This window comes from Arthrobacter sp. ASL1, from assembly GCF_056680475.1.
The window spans coordinates 1,800,363-1,816,062 of sequence record NZ_CM155284.1 but is presented as its reverse complement, the minus strand read 5'-3'; the positions used below and the strand labels follow the sequence as shown (position 1 = coordinate 1,816,062).

The following is a 15,700-nucleotide window of genomic DNA, read 5'->3' as shown; positions in this document are numbered from 1 at the left end:
TCGGGGCAGTCCTTCCTTTTATATTCAAGACTGCCGCGTTCCTAGCTGCGGAGGTGAGGAAAAATGCTGGTTAACCCGGGCATGAAATTTTATTGACCTTCGTTTGACTCAAGTCTTGTTGAAGCTGACCATATAATATATTGTCGAATTCGTAGTGGTGAGCATCACGTGACATCGCGACGCAGATCACCGTATGAGGCCGCGCTGGGTAGGCCTGAAATTCCAATGGAGGGATAACAATGTTTGCACGCCGAACATTTATGGCAGTTTCCGCAGCGGCGCTCGTTGCTGGGCTAAGCGCCTGCGGGGCCTCGACCGAGGGAGCGGCTCAGAGTGCACCCAAAGAGATCACCATCGCGGGCCTGTGGGCCACGAGTGGTCCCAGTGCCGCATATGGCGACTGGTATGGGAACGCCGCAAAACTGGCGGTAAAGCAGATCAATGATGCTGGTGGCCTCAATGGCAAGACAAAGATCAATCTCAAGATCGAGGACACGCAGGCTCAGCCCGAGCCGGCCGTCACGGCCATGCAGCGACTGCTCGGCGAGGATGTTCGTTTCGTCGAGTCTGCCTTCTCAAGCCAGACGCTGGCGCTCATGCCGATCGCTACGCAGTCGAAGATCCCCGTGATGAACGGCGGGGCGCAGAGCCCATTGCTGGCTGATACCGGCGGCTACCTCTTCAACACCATTCCGCTCATCTACAAGGAATCGGATGTTCTTGCCCAGTACCTGCACGACAAAAAGGGCAAGACCAAGGCTGCCGTACTGCACACCAGCGACGACGGCGGTGTTGCCGCCTACGACGCTTTCAAGAAGGCATTTGAAGCGGACGGCGGCAAAGTCGTTGCCGTGGAGACCGGCAAGTACCAAGCGACTGATTTCCGGTCCCAGCTCACGAAGCTGAAGGGGTCGGGGGCGGACGTCCTGGTCATCGGCGCTTTTGGGCTTGATTCCAACAACATCATCTCCCAGACGCGGGAAGTGGGATGGGATGTGCAGATGGCGAACACTTCGTGGGTAGCCATCCCTGAGGTTCTGAAAAACCCCGCCGCCGAAGGTCTGATCCATACCAGCATCCCGTTCAACCCGACGGCAGAATTCACGGCGGCTTATGAAAAGGCCTACGGCAAGAAGCCGACGAGCGGCTACATCGGCAACTACTACGACGGCATCAATGTCTTCGCCAAGGCTTATGAAAAGGCCAGCAAGAACGGAACGATTGATCCGGACGGCGAAGCAGTCATGGCCGCGATCAAGGAGATCAAGACCTTTGACTCTTCGTATGGTTCCAAGCTGGCCTTCGATGACCAGCTGGTTGCCGAACGTCCGATTTCGGTTTCGATGATCACTGACGGCGCCTCGAAAGTGATCTCCAAGGACGCCGGAAAGTAGCGCGTCGGCCGCGCATACAGTGACCTTTCCCTGAACTGAGGAACCATGAACCTAACTATCCAACTGCTACTCAACGGTTTAGTCGCGGGGTCGCTGTATGCGCTGGTCGCTGTCGGATTCGCATTGATTTTCAGTGCGACCAGGCACTTCCATATCGCGCACGCCGCAGTCCTTTCCACGGCCGGCTACGTGACATATCTGCTAACCAACGGGTTGGGATTTCCCCCCGCCTTGGCCATTGTGCTGGCCCTGCTCGTCGCCGTCCTGCTGGGCGTCCTGCTCGTCAGATTCATCTACGTTCCGCTGAATAAGCGCGGAGGCCAAGGTTTCATCCTCTTCCTGGTGTCGTTGGGTGTACTGACGGTTTTTGACAACATCTTCACCATTGGATTGGGGGCCCGCCCCGCGAAACCGGTTCTGGGTGCCTGGTTCCATACAGTGGTGCCTTTTGGCCCGTTTTCGCTGACCGCGGGACAGATCACCATCATCGTGCTCAACGTCGCGTTGTTCGTCGGCCTCGTGACGGCTCTCGAGAAGACTCGCGCCGGGAAACTGATCAAGGCATATTCGGGAAACCCGGAGTTCTTCCAGGTCTTCGGCCAGCGTCCCATGCTCGTTCTCGTCTTGGTATATGCCATTGGGTCGCTCTTTGCCGGCATCGCAGGAATTCATCTTGCAGCGGACACGGGCATGCAGCCAGGACTCGGGGAGCAGTACTTCATCATCTCCATCATGGCCGTTTTCATTGGCGGCATCGGCAGTATGCGCGGCGCATTCGTCGCGGCCATGGGGCTCGGTATCCTCCAGAACCTTCTGTTGCTGGTCATGGGCTCACAGTGGACGCTGGCCACGGTGTTCGCGGCGTTCCTCGTCGTCATGACCCTTAGTCCTGAAGGCTTGCAGGCTCTCAAACTGAAGGTTCCTGGAAGGAGCAAACTCGCATGAGTTTCATCGTTTCACTCATCACCATGATCGCCATTTTTGGTATCCTCTCGGTGTCGTTGGGGCTCATGACCGGGCATTTGGGGATCTTCTCCATGGCACACGCTGCGCTTTTCGGGCTTGGCGCCTATACCTACGCGTTCCTCACGGTGAAAGCCGATGTCAGTGTCCTGGTCGCCGTTATCGCCGCGATGGCGATTGCAGCACTGGGCGGGGCCATCATGGCCATCCCGTCGCTGCGTGTCTCCGGGGACTACTTCCTCGTGGCTTCTTTCGCACTACAGATCATTGCCACCAGCCTGTTTGAGAACTGGACGGGAATTACCGGTGGAACCGCCGGTATCCCCGGCATTCTAAGGCCTGAATTTGGGCCGTTGTCCTTCGTTACGGACATCGACTTCATGATCATCTGCCTGGTCGGCGTTCTGGCGGTCACCCTGCTGACCTGGATCGCAGTCCGGTCGCCCTACGGACGCATGATGCACGTGATCCGCGACGATGAAACCGTTGCGGCGACCATGGGCAAGCCGATTGCCAGCACCAAGGTCACCGTCGTGATGATCAGTGCTGCTTTCGCCGGGTTCGCAGGCGTGCTTTATGGGCAGTTCCTGATGTACATCAGTCCCGCCTCATTCGAGGTGCATGTTTCGGTAACCCTGGTGACCATGATTGTCATCGGCGGGATGAACAATGTCTGGGGAACGCTGGTGGGGGCGGCAATCATTCTGCTCATTCCGGAGGCCCTGCGGACGATGCAGATGCCGGCCGACGTCGCTGGACCCATGCAACAGGTGTTCTTCGGTGTGCTGTTGGTGGTGCTGATGTTCTTCAGACCCCAGGGGCTGTTTGGCGAACGAACCTCGTCAATGACGGGGAAGAGAGCAAAAACCAAGAATCCAACAACCGACGAAGTCGTCGTGGACCAAGGCGGGGATCTGACCCATGTTGCTTGAAATCGCTGGGCTCAATAAGCACTTCGGCGGACTGCACGCCGTCCGCGACGCCACCTTCAGTGTTGGTGAAAACAAGGTCACAGGGCTGGTGGGCCCCAACGGCGCCGGTAAAACCACTGTCTTCAACATGGTGACGGGAACCTTCCCGGCTGATTCTGGGACCGTTGTCTTCAACGGCCGGGACATCACCAAGATTTCCGCCCAAGAGCGTGTCCGGGCTGGCATTGCCCGGACATTCCAGGATGTCAGGCTTTTGCCGCGGCTCACAGTGGAGGACAATGTCGCGGTCGGTGTTCAAAAACAGTCGGGCGAGAGCCTCGCTAAGGTATTCTTCGCCCCTTTTGGCGTCAGAAAGAGGGAACGAGAAACGCTGGCCACCACCCGGGAGGCTCTCGCATTTGTCGGTATCAACGAGAAGTTGTGGCGTGAACCGGCAGCAAGTCTTTCGTACGGGGAACAGAAACTTGTCTCGATTGCCCGATTGCTTGCCACGGAGGCAAACCTACTGCTTCTGGACGAGCCGACGTCCGGTCTCGACGAATCCTCATTGGACCAGTTCCGCGCTGTCCTGAGTCGTCTTCTGGACGACGGCCGGACCGTGCTCATGGTTGAACACAACATGCTCTTGGTCCGTGAACTTTGTGACCAGGCAGTGTTCCTGGCCACGGGCGAGGTGCTCGCAGTCGACACTCCCGCAGAGCTGATGGAAAAGGAGGAACTCCGTGAGGTCTACTTCGGAGCCTAAAGAAGACGTCCATATTGACACTGCCGAAACACCTGAGGATAGTTTCCTGGAAATCCGTGACGTACATGCGCGGGTGGGCGGCCAGAGCGTCTTGCAGGGGCTCGACCTGAGCCTCGTCCAGGGTGATTTCCTGGCATTGCTTGGGCATAATGGCGCAGGCAAATCCACTCTCACGCGTACGATCATGGGCTTGATCAAGCCCCGTCAGGGAAGCATTTCCTTTGACGGGAAGTCCATAACGGGAATGGCGACGCCACAAATCAAAAAGCGGGGTCTCGGACTGGTGCCGCAGCAGCGTGGATACTTCGAAAACCTTTCGGTGCTGGACAACCTCTCGCTTGTTGAGGGTGCCGAGGACGGAAGGTTCACCCTGGAGACCATCTTTGAAATGTTCCCGATCCTCGTGGACCGCCGGACGCAGCTCGTCGGGACCATGTCCGGTGGCCAGCGGCAGATGGTGGCAATCTCGATTGCCTTGCTGTCGAATCCCAAGCTCTTGATGCTGGACGAACCGTCAGTGGGCCTCCAGCCCAACCTCGTGGAACGCGTCATGGAGGTTGCCAAGGATATCAATGAGAAATATGGGATCACCATTATTCTCGTGGAGCAAAACATTGAAAAGGCGCTCGGTGTTGCCGGCCGTGTGGCCGTGGTGAACCGTGGGCGCATTGCTCTGGACCGGCCGACCGCAACGGTGGAGGCCAAGGAAATCTGGGAGCTGCTCTAATGAACTGGAACGGGATGAGAGCGGCCGCAGACACTCTCACCTACGCTGGCCTGCTGGAACAGTGGGCGTCAGGGACGCCACAAGCCACGGCTCTGGTAGACGAGCACGGCGCCCAGAACTACGCGGAGCTTGCCGGACGCGTGGACGCGCTGACCCGCGGATTTGCGGAGCTTGGTGTAGGGCGCGGCGACGTCATCGCGGTGTGGTTGCCCAATATGCGCGAATGGGTGGAGACGGCATTCGCCGCCGCAGCGCTTGGCGCCGTTGCTCTTGGTGTCAACACCAAATTGCGCGGATACGACGTCGATGGCCTACTGCGGGAATCGGCTGCGAAGGTGCTTGTTACCCGACCGGGCTTCAAAGGGATCGACTTTCTTGGCATGCTGGGCGATGTCGACCCCGACGTGCTCGCCGGTCTCTCCGCCGTGGTCTGCGTCAACGAATCTCCCGGTACCGACGAGGCACGGACGCCCGAACGGGCCACAGCCCTCTCCGTCAACGTGCGCCAAATCTCCTACGCGGAGGTTATTTCCGGAGCTGCGGCCGGTGGGAGAGAAAGTGCCACTGCCGGGTCCGCCGTCCGTGGAGCGTGTTCGACCGACCCCGCCCTCCCGGTGCAGGCATTTACATCCTCGGGCAGCACAGGCCGCCCGAAGTTGATTTTGCATAGCCAGGGAGGTTTGCTTTTCCACGCATACTCCTGTGCGCGGAGCTTCGGCTTCGACGCGGATGACGCCGTGGTTCTTGGTGCACTGCCGCTATGTGGTGTATTCGGCTACAACACCCTTCTCGCTGGACTGGCTGCGGGTCGGCCAGTGGTTCTCCAGCCAGTATTCACAGCGTCAGACGCCATCGAGCTCATCCGGCGCCACGGCGTCACCCATATGGCAGTCTCCGATACCATGCTGAGGATGATGCTCGACGCCATCCCGGCAGGCGAGGAGGAACGCTACGCGTGCTGGCGCGAGGCCGCATTTGGAAACTTCACTGCCGGGAACCCGCAGGACATCATCGAGGCTGGCAAACGTTTGGGAAAGAAGTTCTTCCAGACGTACGGATCAAGCGAAATCCTCGCGCTCATGACATACCCCGCCGCTGGCAGCGGAGCCGATCGCTGGATCCTCGGCGGCGGCGAGCCCATCTCGGATGATATCGAGGTGAGAATCCACACCGCCGAAGGCCGTGTCGCAGGGATTGGTGAGCAAGGTGAAATTCACGTCAAGGGCGCCAACGTTTCGATCGGCCTACTGCGAGATGGCACGGTGGAACCGGTGGAGACAGACAGCGACGGCTTTTTCGCCACGGGGGACTTGGGCTACCTGCTCTCCGAGAGGGACGTCGTCTACCAGTCTCGGCTCGGTGACGCGCTTCGCATCGCCGGCTTCCTTGTGAACCCCCGCGAAGTCGAAGAGTTCCTGGAGAAACTGCCGCAGGTCGACCAGGCCCAGTATGTGGCGGTGGAAACCGCCCGCGGACTCGTCCCCGTGGCTTTCGTCACCGCGCCGAGTCCAAAGAGGGAGAAGACCTGGGAGGCTGACGAAGGTGCCGTCTTGAAAGCCTGCTCGAGCCGGTTAGCTGCATTCAAGACGCCCAAACGCGTGCTGTTCACTGACAGTTTCCCGGTGATAGCCGGGGCAAATGGCGACAAAGTGGACAAAAAGGCCCTTCGCGCATTGGCAGCCGAGGCACTCGAAGCCCAGCGCACGGAAGCGCAGACCACCAGCCGGTGAAGCGGGAACAACGGCATGGCCCATACGGGACAGTACCCGCCATGGGCAGCACCACCACAGACGAAGGGACACCAGGCGTGAGTACCGAGATGATGAACGTGATGCGCATTGAGGAGTTCGGCCGCCCCGACGTGCTGAAGCAAACCAGAATCCCCATCCCGGTTCCCGGGCCCGGCGAGTTGCTGATCAAAGTGGCATACTGCGGCGTTTGCAGGCATGATCTCCTCACGCGCTCCGGCGCATTCCCCCGGGCACAGCTGCCGGTGGTCCTCGGCCATCAGGTCAGCGGGACCGTCGCAGCGGTAGGCGAAGGCGCTACCGGATTCGGCGTAGGGGACCGCGTCATGACCATGATTTTCGTCGGCTGTGGCGAGTGCGAAAATTGCGCCAGCGGCCGCGACGCCCTCTGCCTCGAGCAGACCCCAAAGTTCCTCGGCGAGGACTACGACGGTGGCTACGCAGATTACGTGGCTGTGCGCCAGCGCACGGCCGTTGCCGTCCCGGACTCCGTGGGCCTCCCGGAAGCCGCCATCCTTACCTGCACCTTGGGTACGGCCTACCATGCCCTGATTGGCCGTGGGAAGCTCGTCGCCGGGCAGACCGTCGTCGTCACCGGCGCAGGCGGCGGCGTGGGCAGCCACGCGATCCAGATCGCCAAGGCCATTGGCGCAGTCGCCGTCGGTGTTGTCTCCAATGAACGCGGGGCTGAAAGCGCACGTGCGGCAGGCGCTGATCAGGTCATCGTCAACCCGGAACGAAAATTCGCCAAGGAGCTGAAGAAGACGCTGGGGCATCAGGCACACGTGGTCCTCGAAGTCGTCGGCGAACCGACACTCAACGAGTCCCTGCACGCCGTTCGCCCGGGCGGTACCGTCGTCGTGCTTGGAAACGTGCAGGGCAAGAAGGCCAGCATCCCGCCGGCCTATCTGATTCTCAAGGAGATCAGTCTGATCGGTACCAAGTCCTGTACCACCGACGAAATGGGGCAGGTTCTGGACCTCATCGCCAGCGGGAAAGTGGTCCCGGTGGTATCCGAGCTCATCCCGCTGTCCCAGGCGGCCGAACTCCACCGCACGATGGAAACCGATGGCACATCTGGCCGCGTCGTCTTGGAGGTGGCCGGTGCCTGAGAACATGACGTCCGTACCGCCCGCGGATGGGCTGTATCTGGAGGACCTCGCCGAGGGCCAGTCGTTTCGTTCCCAGGGGCGGACCATTACTGAAGCCGACCTCACCATGTTTTCTATGCTCTCGGGGGACTGGAACCCCATTCACTCGGATGCCGAGTTCGCCAAGACCACGGCATACGGGGAGCGGCTGGTGCACGGGGTATTTGGCCTCGCGGTCGTCACCGGATTGATGGACCAAGCCGGCTGGTTTCGAACCTCAGCCATTGCCATGCTGAACATTGAGGACTGGAAATTCGCGCTTCCCATTGCGATTGGGGACACGTTGGTGTGCCGCATGGACATCACCTCGGTGCGGCGGACATCGAAGGGCGACGCGGGCGTCGTGGGTCGACGCTTCACGCTGGAAAACCAACATGGTAAGGCCGTGCAATACGGCGACATCGGCATGCTTGTCCGCGTGCGCAGCACCACTGAAGGGAACAAATGAGATGCTGACGATCACCGGAACCGCGGGACTCCGAGAATGGGTAGGCCGTGACATGGGGGCCAGCGATTGGCTGGAGGTCGACCAGCACCGGATAGACCTCTTCGCCGAGGCCACCGGCGACCACCAATGGATCCATACGGACCCGGCTCGAGCCGCTTCGGGGCCTTACAAAACGACGATTGCCCACGGCTATCTGTCTCTGTCACTGCTGTCCGATCTAGCCGCCAGCGTCTACACGGTCGAGGGAATCAGTGCCACCGTCAACTACGGGCTGAACAGGGTACGCTTCCCGGCGCCCGTCCCTGTTGGGTCGCTAGTTCGCAACCGCGTTCACCTCCTGGGTCTGGCCGACGTCACTTCTGGAATCCAAGCCACGGTCAGCCACACACTGGAAGTGAAGGGGTCCGAACGTCCCGCGGTCGTGGCCGAACAACTTCGCTTGATGGTGCTTTAGGATGGCGCTGGTTTTATCTGCCCGGCACGGCGACGTGCTGGTGTTGACGCTGAATGACCCCGAACGCCGCAACCCCCTCTCGGCGGAAATGCGCGAGGAACTCATTGCGGCGGTCCAGTCCGCGTCCACCGACGCATCAGTCGGGGCGCTGATCCTGGCCGGCGCCGACGGAGCATTCAGCTCCGGCGGTGACTTGGGGAGCATGCCGCCGGCGTCCCCTGAGGACGCCGTGGAGCGTCTGCAACGAGTACGCCTGCTCGTTGAACTCATAGCAGGCCTTCCCCTCCCGGTAATAGCCGCGGTAGAGGGGCCCGTTGCTGGTGTGTCGGCCGGGCTGGTTGCCGCGTGCGACGTCGTCGTGGCCGCCGAGGGATCAAAGTTCCTGTTTCCCTTCGCCCGGCTGGGCCTGATGCCCGACGGGGGAGCGCTCGCCACCGTCGCCCGGCGAACCGGCGAGGCCATTGCACGGCGGATTTTCCTCCTGGCCGAACCGGTGCCTGCGGAGACGGCGCTGACCTTCGGCCTGGCCGATCGGACGGCGCCGAGGGGCAGGGCACTGGAAGCCGCGCTGGCAGTTGCCGCCGACTTGGCCCGGCGCGCACCCGGATCGGTCGCCGGCATCAAGGCCTACTACGCGCGCGGTTTCACCGAGCTCGCGCGCGCACTCGACACGGAAGCAACCGCCCAGGTGGAGCGCTATTACTCTGAGGAGTTCGCCGAGGGGAAAGCAGCCTTCTTCGAGCGACGTGAACCGATCTTCACCGCCCGCCCAGAGGCCGGGCAGGCTGCCACTTAGAATTCCGGGAAACCGGTCAAACACTGCGTGACGGACGCCCGTCCAGCACGCGCCAACGGACAAGGGAAGAGGAGAAAATGGGACTTTTGGAAGGGCGCACCGCCGTCATCACCGGCGGTGCACAGGGACTGGGATACGCCATCGCCGAAGCCTTTGTTCGCGAGGGCGCGAACGTGGCCCTTGGCGATTTGAACGCCGATGGAGTGGCCGAGGCCGCGAAGCGACTGGATGTGGGTGACCGGGCGGTCGGCGTGCCGTGCAACGTGACGTCCGCCGATGACGTGGATGCATTGTGTTCCGCTGCCAAGGACCGGTTCGGCTCGCTGGACATCATGGTCAACAACGCGGGCATCACCCGCGACGCGACCATGCGGAAGATGACGGAGTCCGAATTCGACCAGGTCATCGACGTGCATCTGAAGGGTTGCTGGCTCGGCACGCGCGCCGCCTCGTTGCGCATGCGCGAACAGGACAGCGGTGGCTCCATCATTAACGTCTCATCCATCTCCGGCAAGGTCGGCATGCTTGGGCAAACCAACTACAGCGCCGCCAAAGCCGGCATCGTGGGCCTGACCAAGGCGGCGGCCAAGGAAGTGGGTTTCGCCAACGTGCGGGTCAACGCCATCCAGCCCGGCATCATACGCACCCCGATGACGGACTCCCTGCGCGAAGACGTCATGGCCAAAAAACTGGCGGAAGTGCCCATGGGTCGTGTCGGGGAGCCGGGGGAAGTCGCCTCCGTCGTGCTTTTCCTAGCCAGCGACATGTCCAGCTACATGAGCGGTACCGTGTTGGAAATCGCGGGAGGACGCCACATCTGACCGTGGGGCGAAAGGCGGATGGACCGGACGCAATGTCCGGTCCATCCGCCTTTCCCCTGCAACGAGAAGGCCCCCGCCAAGGAGCCTTCTCGTTGCCGCCGTGCTAGTTGGCCGCTGAAGTAGCCAGGGACGGGTAGGCCAACTGGCCCATCAGTGGCTTGGATCCATCGAGCGCGGCAATGGAGTAGTCCAGGGCGCGCGCGGCTTCGGCCCCGACGAGGCCACTTGCCTTGTCCACGAGCTGATCCCGTGTGGCGCGGTCCGTCGGCGAACCACGAAAAGCGTCCTCGCTGCGTTCGATGATGGTGCCGTCCGTGAGGTTGACGCGTACCTCCGCCCGCCAGCTGGCCGGGAACGCGGCCTCGAGGCGATCGCTTGTGTAGCAGACGACCTTGCGCAGCCAACCGTCCAGTTCCTTCGCGACGCGAGGGGCATCTTCGAACTGGGCCACAGTGGCCTCGCCGGTTGCCAGGGCAACGGCGGCACCGAACGGCATGTTGAACTGGGCGTCCACCGGGGTGTTGACGATCAGCTTGCGCTCCGGTGGTTCCGAAACCAGCGTTGCCCCGGCCTTGAGCACAGCGGTCTCGATGGTTTCGATCTCCTCGAGGCACAGGTCCGGGTGCTCCCGATGAATATCGCGCAGCAGATCGATGTTGCCGTGCATGTAGCGGCAGCAAGGGTAGAACTTGATGCTCGTGTCCAGGGCCGCCTTGCCGTATTCCAATTTCAGCGCGCGTCCCGTGGCCAGGCCTTGGCCGTACTGGTTGAGGAAACCATCGCGGCCTTCAATCGCTCTCTCCGGGGCGGTGAAACCGGCCTCCGCCAACCGGGCGGCGCGGATGCCGCTGGCCGCGGCGTGGCCGGCGTTCAGACGTTTTGTCCACGAACCGTCAGACAGGAATTCCAAGCTGCCGGTTGCGAGGTTCGCGGAGAGCGCGACTGCGTGTGTGGATTGGTCTTCGGTCAGCTGCAGGAGGGTGGCGACAGCTGCGGCGGCACCGATCGCTCCTGCGACACCGGTCGGGTGGAACCCTCGTCCGTAGCTCTCGGCCGCGCCGAGCAACACTCCAACGCCGCACATGACGTCGTAGCCGACGGTCGCTGCGTGCAAGACGGCTTCCGCTGAACTGCCTTCCTCATCGGCCACGGCGAGTAGTGCCGGGAAAACGACGACGGCGGGGTGCAGGGAGGCTTCCTCGAACGTGTCGTCAAGCTCCAGGCCGTGGGCCGTGACGCCGTTGAGCAGAGCCGCATCCTGAACGGAAGCGTAGGTACCGGTGCCATGAACCAAAGCGGGCCGGTCGTCAGTGGGGGTGGGGGAGAGGCGGACAGATGCGCGTACTGCCACGGCAGAGTCCCGGTCCACGCCGCCGGTGGTGATGGCGAGGTAGTCCAGCAGGAGCAGGCGCATCCATTCGGAGACCTCAGGGGTCGGCGCGTGCTGCTGAGTGCTTGCGTGGCGGGCTAGTTGGCGGGCGAAGCTGATGTCTTTCATCGGGTCTCCTGTAGTTGGGCCAGTACTTCTGCTGTGTGTTGGCCGATAGCGGGCACGGGGTCCATGCGGAACCCGATGTTGCGGCTAGTTACCGGCGGAACGAGGGAGCGCACGGCACCTGACACCGTGTCCACATCCATCCAGCGGCCGCGCTGTTCCAGCTGCGGGTGTGCAGAGAACTCCTCCATGTTCCGCAAGCGGGCGTTGGCAATGCCGGCTCCGTCGAGTCGGACCAGGATTTCCTCCGCGGAGAGCGCCGCGAGAACCCGGTTGATATCCGTATGCAGCTGTTCGCGGTGTTGAACGCGGAGCGCGTTGGTGGCGAACCGTGGATCGGCGCCAACACGCTCGTCCTGCAGGACTTCGGAGCAGAACTTTAGCCACTCGCGTTCGTTCTGGATGGCGAGAAATACGGTTCCGTCGCTGGCGCGGAACGGACCATAGGGCGCGATCGTCGCGTGTTGGGCACCACTGCGGGGCTGCTGCGTTCCGCCGTATTGCGCGTACAGGTATGGCTGCATCATCCATTCGCCGAGGGCTTCCAGCATGGAAACTTCGATGACGTCGCCCTTGCCGGTAATGCCGCGATTGATCAGCGCCGTGAGTACCCCCGTATAGGCATACATGCCTGCGGCGATGTCGGCGACGGAGACGCCGACCTTGGCGGGGGCCTCCTCGGTTCCCGTGACCGAGAGCAGCCCTGCTTCGCACTGGACCAACAGATCGTAGGCCTTCTTTTTTTCATAGTCGCCGCCAGTTCCGTAGCCGGAGATGGAAACGTGGATCAGACGCGGATTAAGGTCCAATGCGTCGTCCGCGCCAACTCCCATGCGCTCAGCTGCTCCGGGAGCCAGATTCTGGATGAGAACGTCCGCATCGGCAATCAATGCCTTCAGCGCGTTGATGCCGTCGTCCGATTTCAGGTCCAAGACAACGGACTCCTTGCCTCGGTTCAGCCACACGAAGTAGCTGGCTAGACCGTTGACCTTCTCGTCATAACCTCGAGCGAAATCCCCGGTGTCGCGTTCGATTTTAATCACCCGGGCACCGAGGTCCGCCAGCTGGCGCGAGGCGAAAGGTGCCGCCACCGCCTGCTCGAGGGAGACGATGGTAAGACCTGCGAGCGGGAGGTTCTTCATGCTGTATGCCTTTCATCGGAATTCAAGAGAATGGCCTCGGCCTGCGCGACTACTGGAGCGTCCACCATTTGTCCGTCCAATTGTGCTGCAGCGCCATGTGAGGCATCGTTGACGCTCACGATGCGCCGTGCCCAGGCGATTTCCTCCGCCGTGGGTGTGAAAGCCCTATGGACCGGCCCGATCTGGAATGGGTGGATGCACAGTTTGCCTCCGAAGCCGAACGAACGGCCGAGCCGGGCATCGGCTTCAATGGCAGCGGCATCGCGGAAGTCGGTAGAGGGCGTATCCAGCGGCGCGGAAAGCCCGGCCGCGCGTGATGCGACGACAAGGCGTGAACGGACTGGGGCGAGTACTGCCGGATCGAGCGCGCTGCGGCAGTCCAGGGAGAAATCGATGGCACCGAAAGCTAGCCGCGTGCACAGGGGCTCCGCGATGATGGAGTCGATGTCACGCACTCCGCCGGCTGACTCGATGAGGGCCACCAGCGCGCGCCCGGGCCCCAAGGCGGATGCGACGTCCCGCAGCAGGGCGGCATCTTCGACCTTGGGGACCACGAGACCCAGAAGAGCACTGGGAGCGCCCGTGGCGGTGAGAGCGGCAAGGTCGTCGTCAAACTCCGGTGTCCCGGGGGCGTTGACACGGACCAGTGCCGACGTTCCAGCGGCGAGCGCCTCAACCGCGGCGTCTCGAGCCGTGGTTTTGGCACCGGCCGCTACGGCGTCCTCCAAGTCGATGATGACGATGTCGGCCCCCGACGCAGCTGCTTTTGCAATCCGTCCCGGCCGGTCACCGGGGACGAAGAGGGCGCTACGTGCCGACGCGACGATCCCCACGGCAGTCATCGGATGTCTTTGACCGGCGGCAGGGATGATTCATCCGGACGCGCAGAGCCCAACTGGGGACCGTGCCCTTGGCGGTAAACCATGAACGTGCGCTCATAGGAAAGGACCACCACACCGTCCTGGTTGTATCCCTCCGTGGCGGCAGTGACTATACCGACACTAGGCCGTGATTTTGAGTCCCTTTTGGCGAGGATCTTGGAGCGGGAGTAGATCGTGTCACCCTCGAATACGGGCTTGGGCATGCGGACCTTGTCCCACCCCAAGTTCGCGAAGACATTCATTGACAGGTCGGTGGTGGATTGCCCCGTGACCAGTGCGAGCGTGTATGTGGAGACGACCAGAGGCACCCCGTGCTCGGTTTGCAACGCGTAGTTGGAATCGACGTGCGTTTTGGATGTGTTCTGCGTCAGCAGGGTGAACCACTGGTTATCCGTGGTGGTTACCGTCTTGCCGGCCGGGTGGTAGTAGATATCACCCACCTCGAAGTCCTCGTAGAAGCGGCCGTTCCAGCCCGCGACCTCGCCACGTTCCAACGGGCGCTCGCCGCCCGGGGGCAAATTCGTCTGCAATGAACTCTCCTGTGATCGCGGGGTGGGAGCTGGCCGACATCCGAGGAGTCGAATCTGCCTCAAACCCTAATATATTTTGCAGTGACTCCAATTTTCCAGCAATTGTCGGCTAAGTCAACGATCATTTCTTCAAAATAATCAACTCAGGCTCTTGTTAGCATAAAATATATTATGTACCTTTGGGGAAAGACTAATTGAAGGGTCCCGCAGTATCGTTCAGCGGGTGCCTGTGGCATTGACTACAGAGAGTCCATAGGGGAAACGATGACTGAACTTAAGGAACCGGACGTGACGTCGAAAGTTGACTACTACCGGGAGCGGACGCGCGCGATTTGCGCAGGGTATCCGGGCGAGTACTGGCGGGAACTGGACCAGGCGCGGGCGTATCCAACCGCATTCGTCGAGGCCTTGACGGACTCCGGCTTGCTGGCGACTCTCATCCCAACCCAGTATGGCGGAGGTGGAGAGGGGCTAGCAGTTGGAGCTGCCATCATGGAGGAGATCAATCGCTCCGGCGGCCACTCTGCAGCGTGCCATGCACAGATGTACACCATGGGTGCGCTGCTGCGACACGGTAGCGAGGACCAGAAGCAGCGGTACCTGCCGGCCATCGCCACGGGAGAGCTTCGACTCCAGGCCTTCTCCATCACGGAGGATGCGGGGTCGGATACCACGAGCATCGTGACGAGGGCTGAGGCCGACGGTGACGACTATGTCATTACGGGTCATAAGACATGGACGAGCCGGATTGACGAGTCCGACCTTCTCCTGGTGCTGGCGAGGACCGAGGACAAAGGCGCGGACAAGACCACCGGCATGACACTTTTCCTCGTTGATCTCCGTGAAGTGCGTGGGCACCAGCCCGAAACCGTGCACGTGGAGAAGGTTCGCACCATGTTCAACTACGCGACGAACCAAATCTGGTATCGCGGCCTGCGGGTTCCGAAGGAATCTGTCATTGGCGAGGTCGGCCAAGGCTTTCGCTATGTTATCGATGGCTGGAATGCCGAGCGCATCCTGCTGGCTTCGGAGGCCATTGGCGATGGCTACTGGTTCGCCGAGAAGGCCACCTCCTATGCCAATGAGCGCGTAGTGTTCGGCCGTCCAATCGGCGTCAACCAAGGTGTTCAGTTCCCCATCGTCGATGGGTACATGCACGTCCGGGCCGCCGAGCTGATGCGCGACGTCGCGGTTCGGCTTTTCGATGAAGGCAAGCCGTGCGGGGCGGAGGCAAACATGGCCAAGCACCTCGCGGCCGATGCTTCATGGGAGTCCGCCAACGCATGCATGAACACCTACGGTGGGTTCGGATTCGTCGATGAGTACGACGTCGAGCGCAAGTTCCGCGAAACTCGCATGTTCCAAGTTGCCCCCGTAAACAACAACCTCGTCAAGACATTTATCGCAAGCAAGGTTTTAGGCCTGCCGCGTTCCTACTAGGAGCCAAGCGTCAAAAGTATGCAGTCCAAACAG

Annotated in this window: 16 protein-coding genes; 12 read left to right on the top strand and 4 right to left on the bottom strand. The window is 61.4% G+C overall.

Features of this window, described 5'->3' with window-relative positions:
* The first annotated feature begins 239 nt into the window (after positions 1–239).
* The 11 genes from AC1MEQ_RS08560 (at position 240) to fabG (ending at position 10,179) form a co-directional block, all read left to right on the top strand.
* Positions 240–1,394: an ABC transporter substrate-binding protein gene (locus AC1MEQ_RS08560; RefSeq protein ID WP_479795738.1), complete on the top strand. Its 1,155-nt coding sequence runs from the start codon at positions 240–242 to the stop codon at positions 1,392–1,394.
* A gap of 45 nt (positions 1,395–1,439) precedes the next feature.
* Positions 1,440–2,339, top strand: a complete 900-nt coding sequence (locus AC1MEQ_RS08555; protein WP_479795737.1) for a branched-chain amino acid ABC transporter permease — start codon at positions 1,440–1,442, stop codon at positions 2,337–2,339.
* Positions 2,336–3,289, top strand: coding sequence for a branched-chain amino acid ABC transporter permease (locus AC1MEQ_RS08550; protein WP_479795735.1), 954 nt, complete (start codon positions 2,336–2,338; stop codon positions 3,287–3,289). The genes AC1MEQ_RS08555 and AC1MEQ_RS08550 overlap by 4 nt, the downstream gene beginning before the upstream one ends.
* Positions 3,279–4,034 carry an ABC transporter ATP-binding protein gene (locus tag AC1MEQ_RS08545; protein WP_479795733.1) on the top strand — a complete coding sequence of 252 codons (756 nt, stop codon included), beginning with the start codon at positions 3,279–3,281 and terminating at the stop codon, positions 4,032–4,034. The genes AC1MEQ_RS08550 and AC1MEQ_RS08545 overlap by 11 nt, the downstream gene beginning before the upstream one ends.
* Positions 4,012–4,761 carry an ABC transporter ATP-binding protein gene (locus AC1MEQ_RS08540; RefSeq protein WP_479795731.1) on the top strand — a complete coding sequence of 250 codons (750 nt, stop codon included), beginning with the start codon at positions 4,012–4,014 and terminating at the stop codon, positions 4,759–4,761. Before AC1MEQ_RS08545 ends, AC1MEQ_RS08540 begins: the two co-directional genes overlap by 23 nt.
* On the top strand, positions 4,761–6,491 hold the full coding sequence (locus tag AC1MEQ_RS08535; protein WP_479795730.1) for an AMP-binding protein: 1,731 nt from the start codon (positions 4,761–4,763) through the stop codon (positions 6,489–6,491). The genes AC1MEQ_RS08540 and AC1MEQ_RS08535 overlap by 1 nt, the downstream gene beginning before the upstream one ends.
* 41 nt (positions 6,492–6,532) lie before the next feature.
* Positions 6,533–7,621 carry an alcohol dehydrogenase catalytic domain-containing protein gene (locus AC1MEQ_RS08530; RefSeq protein WP_479795728.1) on the top strand — a complete coding sequence of 363 codons (1,089 nt, stop codon included), beginning with the start codon at positions 6,533–6,535 and terminating at the stop codon, positions 7,619–7,621.
* Positions 7,614–8,108, top strand: coding sequence for a MaoC/PaaZ C-terminal domain-containing protein (locus tag AC1MEQ_RS08525; RefSeq protein WP_479795726.1), 495 nt, complete (start codon positions 7,614–7,616; stop codon positions 8,106–8,108). Before AC1MEQ_RS08530 ends, AC1MEQ_RS08525 begins: the two co-directional genes overlap by 8 nt.
* Position 8,109: 1 nt before the next feature.
* A complete protein-coding gene (locus AC1MEQ_RS08520; protein ID WP_479795725.1) occupies positions 8,110–8,562 on the top strand; it encodes a MaoC family dehydratase in 453 nt (150 codons plus the stop codon).
* A gap of 1 nt (position 8,563) precedes the next feature.
* Positions 8,564–9,358, top strand: a complete 795-nt coding sequence (locus tag AC1MEQ_RS08515; protein ID WP_479795723.1) for an enoyl-CoA hydratase/isomerase family protein — start codon at positions 8,564–8,566, stop codon at positions 9,356–9,358.
* Between the two features lie 77 nt (positions 9,359–9,435).
* Positions 9,436–10,179: a 3-oxoacyl-ACP reductase FabG gene (fabG, locus tag AC1MEQ_RS08510; protein WP_479795721.1), complete on the top strand. Its 744-nt coding sequence runs from the start codon at positions 9,436–9,438 to the stop codon at positions 10,177–10,179.
* Between the two features lie 103 nt (positions 10,180–10,282).
* Here fabG and AC1MEQ_RS08505 read toward each other — a convergent pair whose 3' ends face one another.
* The 4 genes from AC1MEQ_RS08505 to AC1MEQ_RS08490 are packed head-to-tail and all read right to left on the bottom strand — an operon-like array spanning position 10,283 to position 14,227.
* The gene (locus tag AC1MEQ_RS08505; protein ID WP_479795719.1) at positions 10,283–11,677 is read right to left on the bottom strand and encodes an MmgE/PrpD family protein; all 1,395 of its coding nucleotides are present in this window, start codon (positions 11,675–11,677) and stop codon (positions 10,283–10,285) included.
* The gene (locus AC1MEQ_RS08500; protein WP_479795717.1) at positions 11,674–12,816 is read right to left on the bottom strand and encodes a CaiB/BaiF CoA transferase family protein; all 1,143 of its coding nucleotides are present in this window, start codon (positions 12,814–12,816) and stop codon (positions 11,674–11,676) included. The genes AC1MEQ_RS08505 and AC1MEQ_RS08500 overlap by 4 nt, the downstream gene beginning before the upstream one ends.
* Positions 12,813–13,658 (bottom strand): HpcH/HpaI aldolase/citrate lyase family protein, encoded by an 846-nt coding sequence (locus tag AC1MEQ_RS08495; protein WP_479795715.1) that lies wholly within the window; start codon positions 13,656–13,658, stop codon positions 12,813–12,815. The genes AC1MEQ_RS08500 and AC1MEQ_RS08495 overlap by 4 nt, the downstream gene beginning before the upstream one ends.
* The gene (locus AC1MEQ_RS08490; protein ID WP_479795713.1) at positions 13,655–14,227 is read right to left on the bottom strand and encodes a MaoC family dehydratase; all 573 of its coding nucleotides are present in this window, start codon (positions 14,225–14,227) and stop codon (positions 13,655–13,657) included. The genes AC1MEQ_RS08495 and AC1MEQ_RS08490 overlap by 4 nt, the downstream gene beginning before the upstream one ends.
* A gap of 264 nt (positions 14,228–14,491) precedes the next feature.
* Between AC1MEQ_RS08490 and AC1MEQ_RS08485 the strand changes: the two genes are divergently transcribed.
* Positions 14,492–15,667 carry an acyl-CoA dehydrogenase family protein gene (locus AC1MEQ_RS08485; RefSeq protein ID WP_479795711.1) on the top strand — a complete coding sequence of 392 codons (1,176 nt, stop codon included), beginning with the start codon at positions 14,492–14,494 and terminating at the stop codon, positions 15,665–15,667.
* Positions 15,668–15,700 lie beyond the last annotated feature (33 nt).

What these genes read in the sequence shown, in the direction of transcription:
- AC1MEQ_RS08495 (WP_479795715.1), bottom strand. Translation starts at nt 13,658, where the DNA reads ATGACTGCCGTGGGGATCGTCGCGTCGGCACGTAGCGCCCTCTTCGTC.
- AC1MEQ_RS08535 (WP_479795730.1), top strand. Translation starts at nt 4,761, where the DNA reads ATGAACTGGAACGGGATGAGAGCGGCCGCAGACACTCTCACCTACGCT.
- AC1MEQ_RS08555 (WP_479795737.1), top strand. Translation starts at nt 1,440, where the DNA reads ATGAACCTAACTATCCAACTGCTACTCAACGGTTTAGTCGCGGGGTCG.
- AC1MEQ_RS08530 (WP_479795728.1), top strand. Translation starts at nt 6,533, where the DNA reads ATGGGCAGCACCACCACAGACGAAGGGACACCAGGCGTGAGTACCGAG.
- AC1MEQ_RS08545 (WP_479795733.1), top strand. Translation starts at nt 3,279, where the DNA reads ATGTTGCTTGAAATCGCTGGGCTCAATAAGCACTTCGGCGGACTGCAC.
- AC1MEQ_RS08520 (WP_479795725.1), top strand. Translation starts at nt 8,110, where the DNA reads ATGCTGACGATCACCGGAACCGCGGGACTCCGAGAATGGGTAGGCCGT.
- AC1MEQ_RS08505 (WP_479795719.1), bottom strand. Translation starts at nt 11,677, where the DNA reads ATGAAAGACATCAGCTTCGCCCGCCAACTAGCCCGCCACGCAAGCACT.
- AC1MEQ_RS08560 (WP_479795738.1), top strand. Translation starts at nt 240, where the DNA reads ATGTTTGCACGCCGAACATTTATGGCAGTTTCCGCAGCGGCGCTCGTT.
- AC1MEQ_RS08500 (WP_479795717.1), bottom strand. Translation starts at nt 12,816, where the DNA reads ATGAAGAACCTCCCGCTCGCAGGTCTTACCATCGTCTCCCTCGAGCAG.
- AC1MEQ_RS08515 (WP_479795723.1), top strand. Translation starts at nt 8,564, where the DNA reads ATGGCGCTGGTTTTATCTGCCCGGCACGGCGACGTGCTGGTGTTGACG.
- AC1MEQ_RS08550 (WP_479795735.1), top strand. Translation starts at nt 2,336, where the DNA reads ATGAGTTTCATCGTTTCACTCATCACCATGATCGCCATTTTTGGTATC.
- fabG (WP_479795721.1), top strand. Translation starts at nt 9,436, where the DNA reads ATGGGACTTTTGGAAGGGCGCACCGCCGTCATCACCGGCGGTGCACAG.
- AC1MEQ_RS08485 (WP_479795711.1), top strand. Translation starts at nt 14,492, where the DNA reads ATGACTGAACTTAAGGAACCGGACGTGACGTCGAAAGTTGACTACTAC.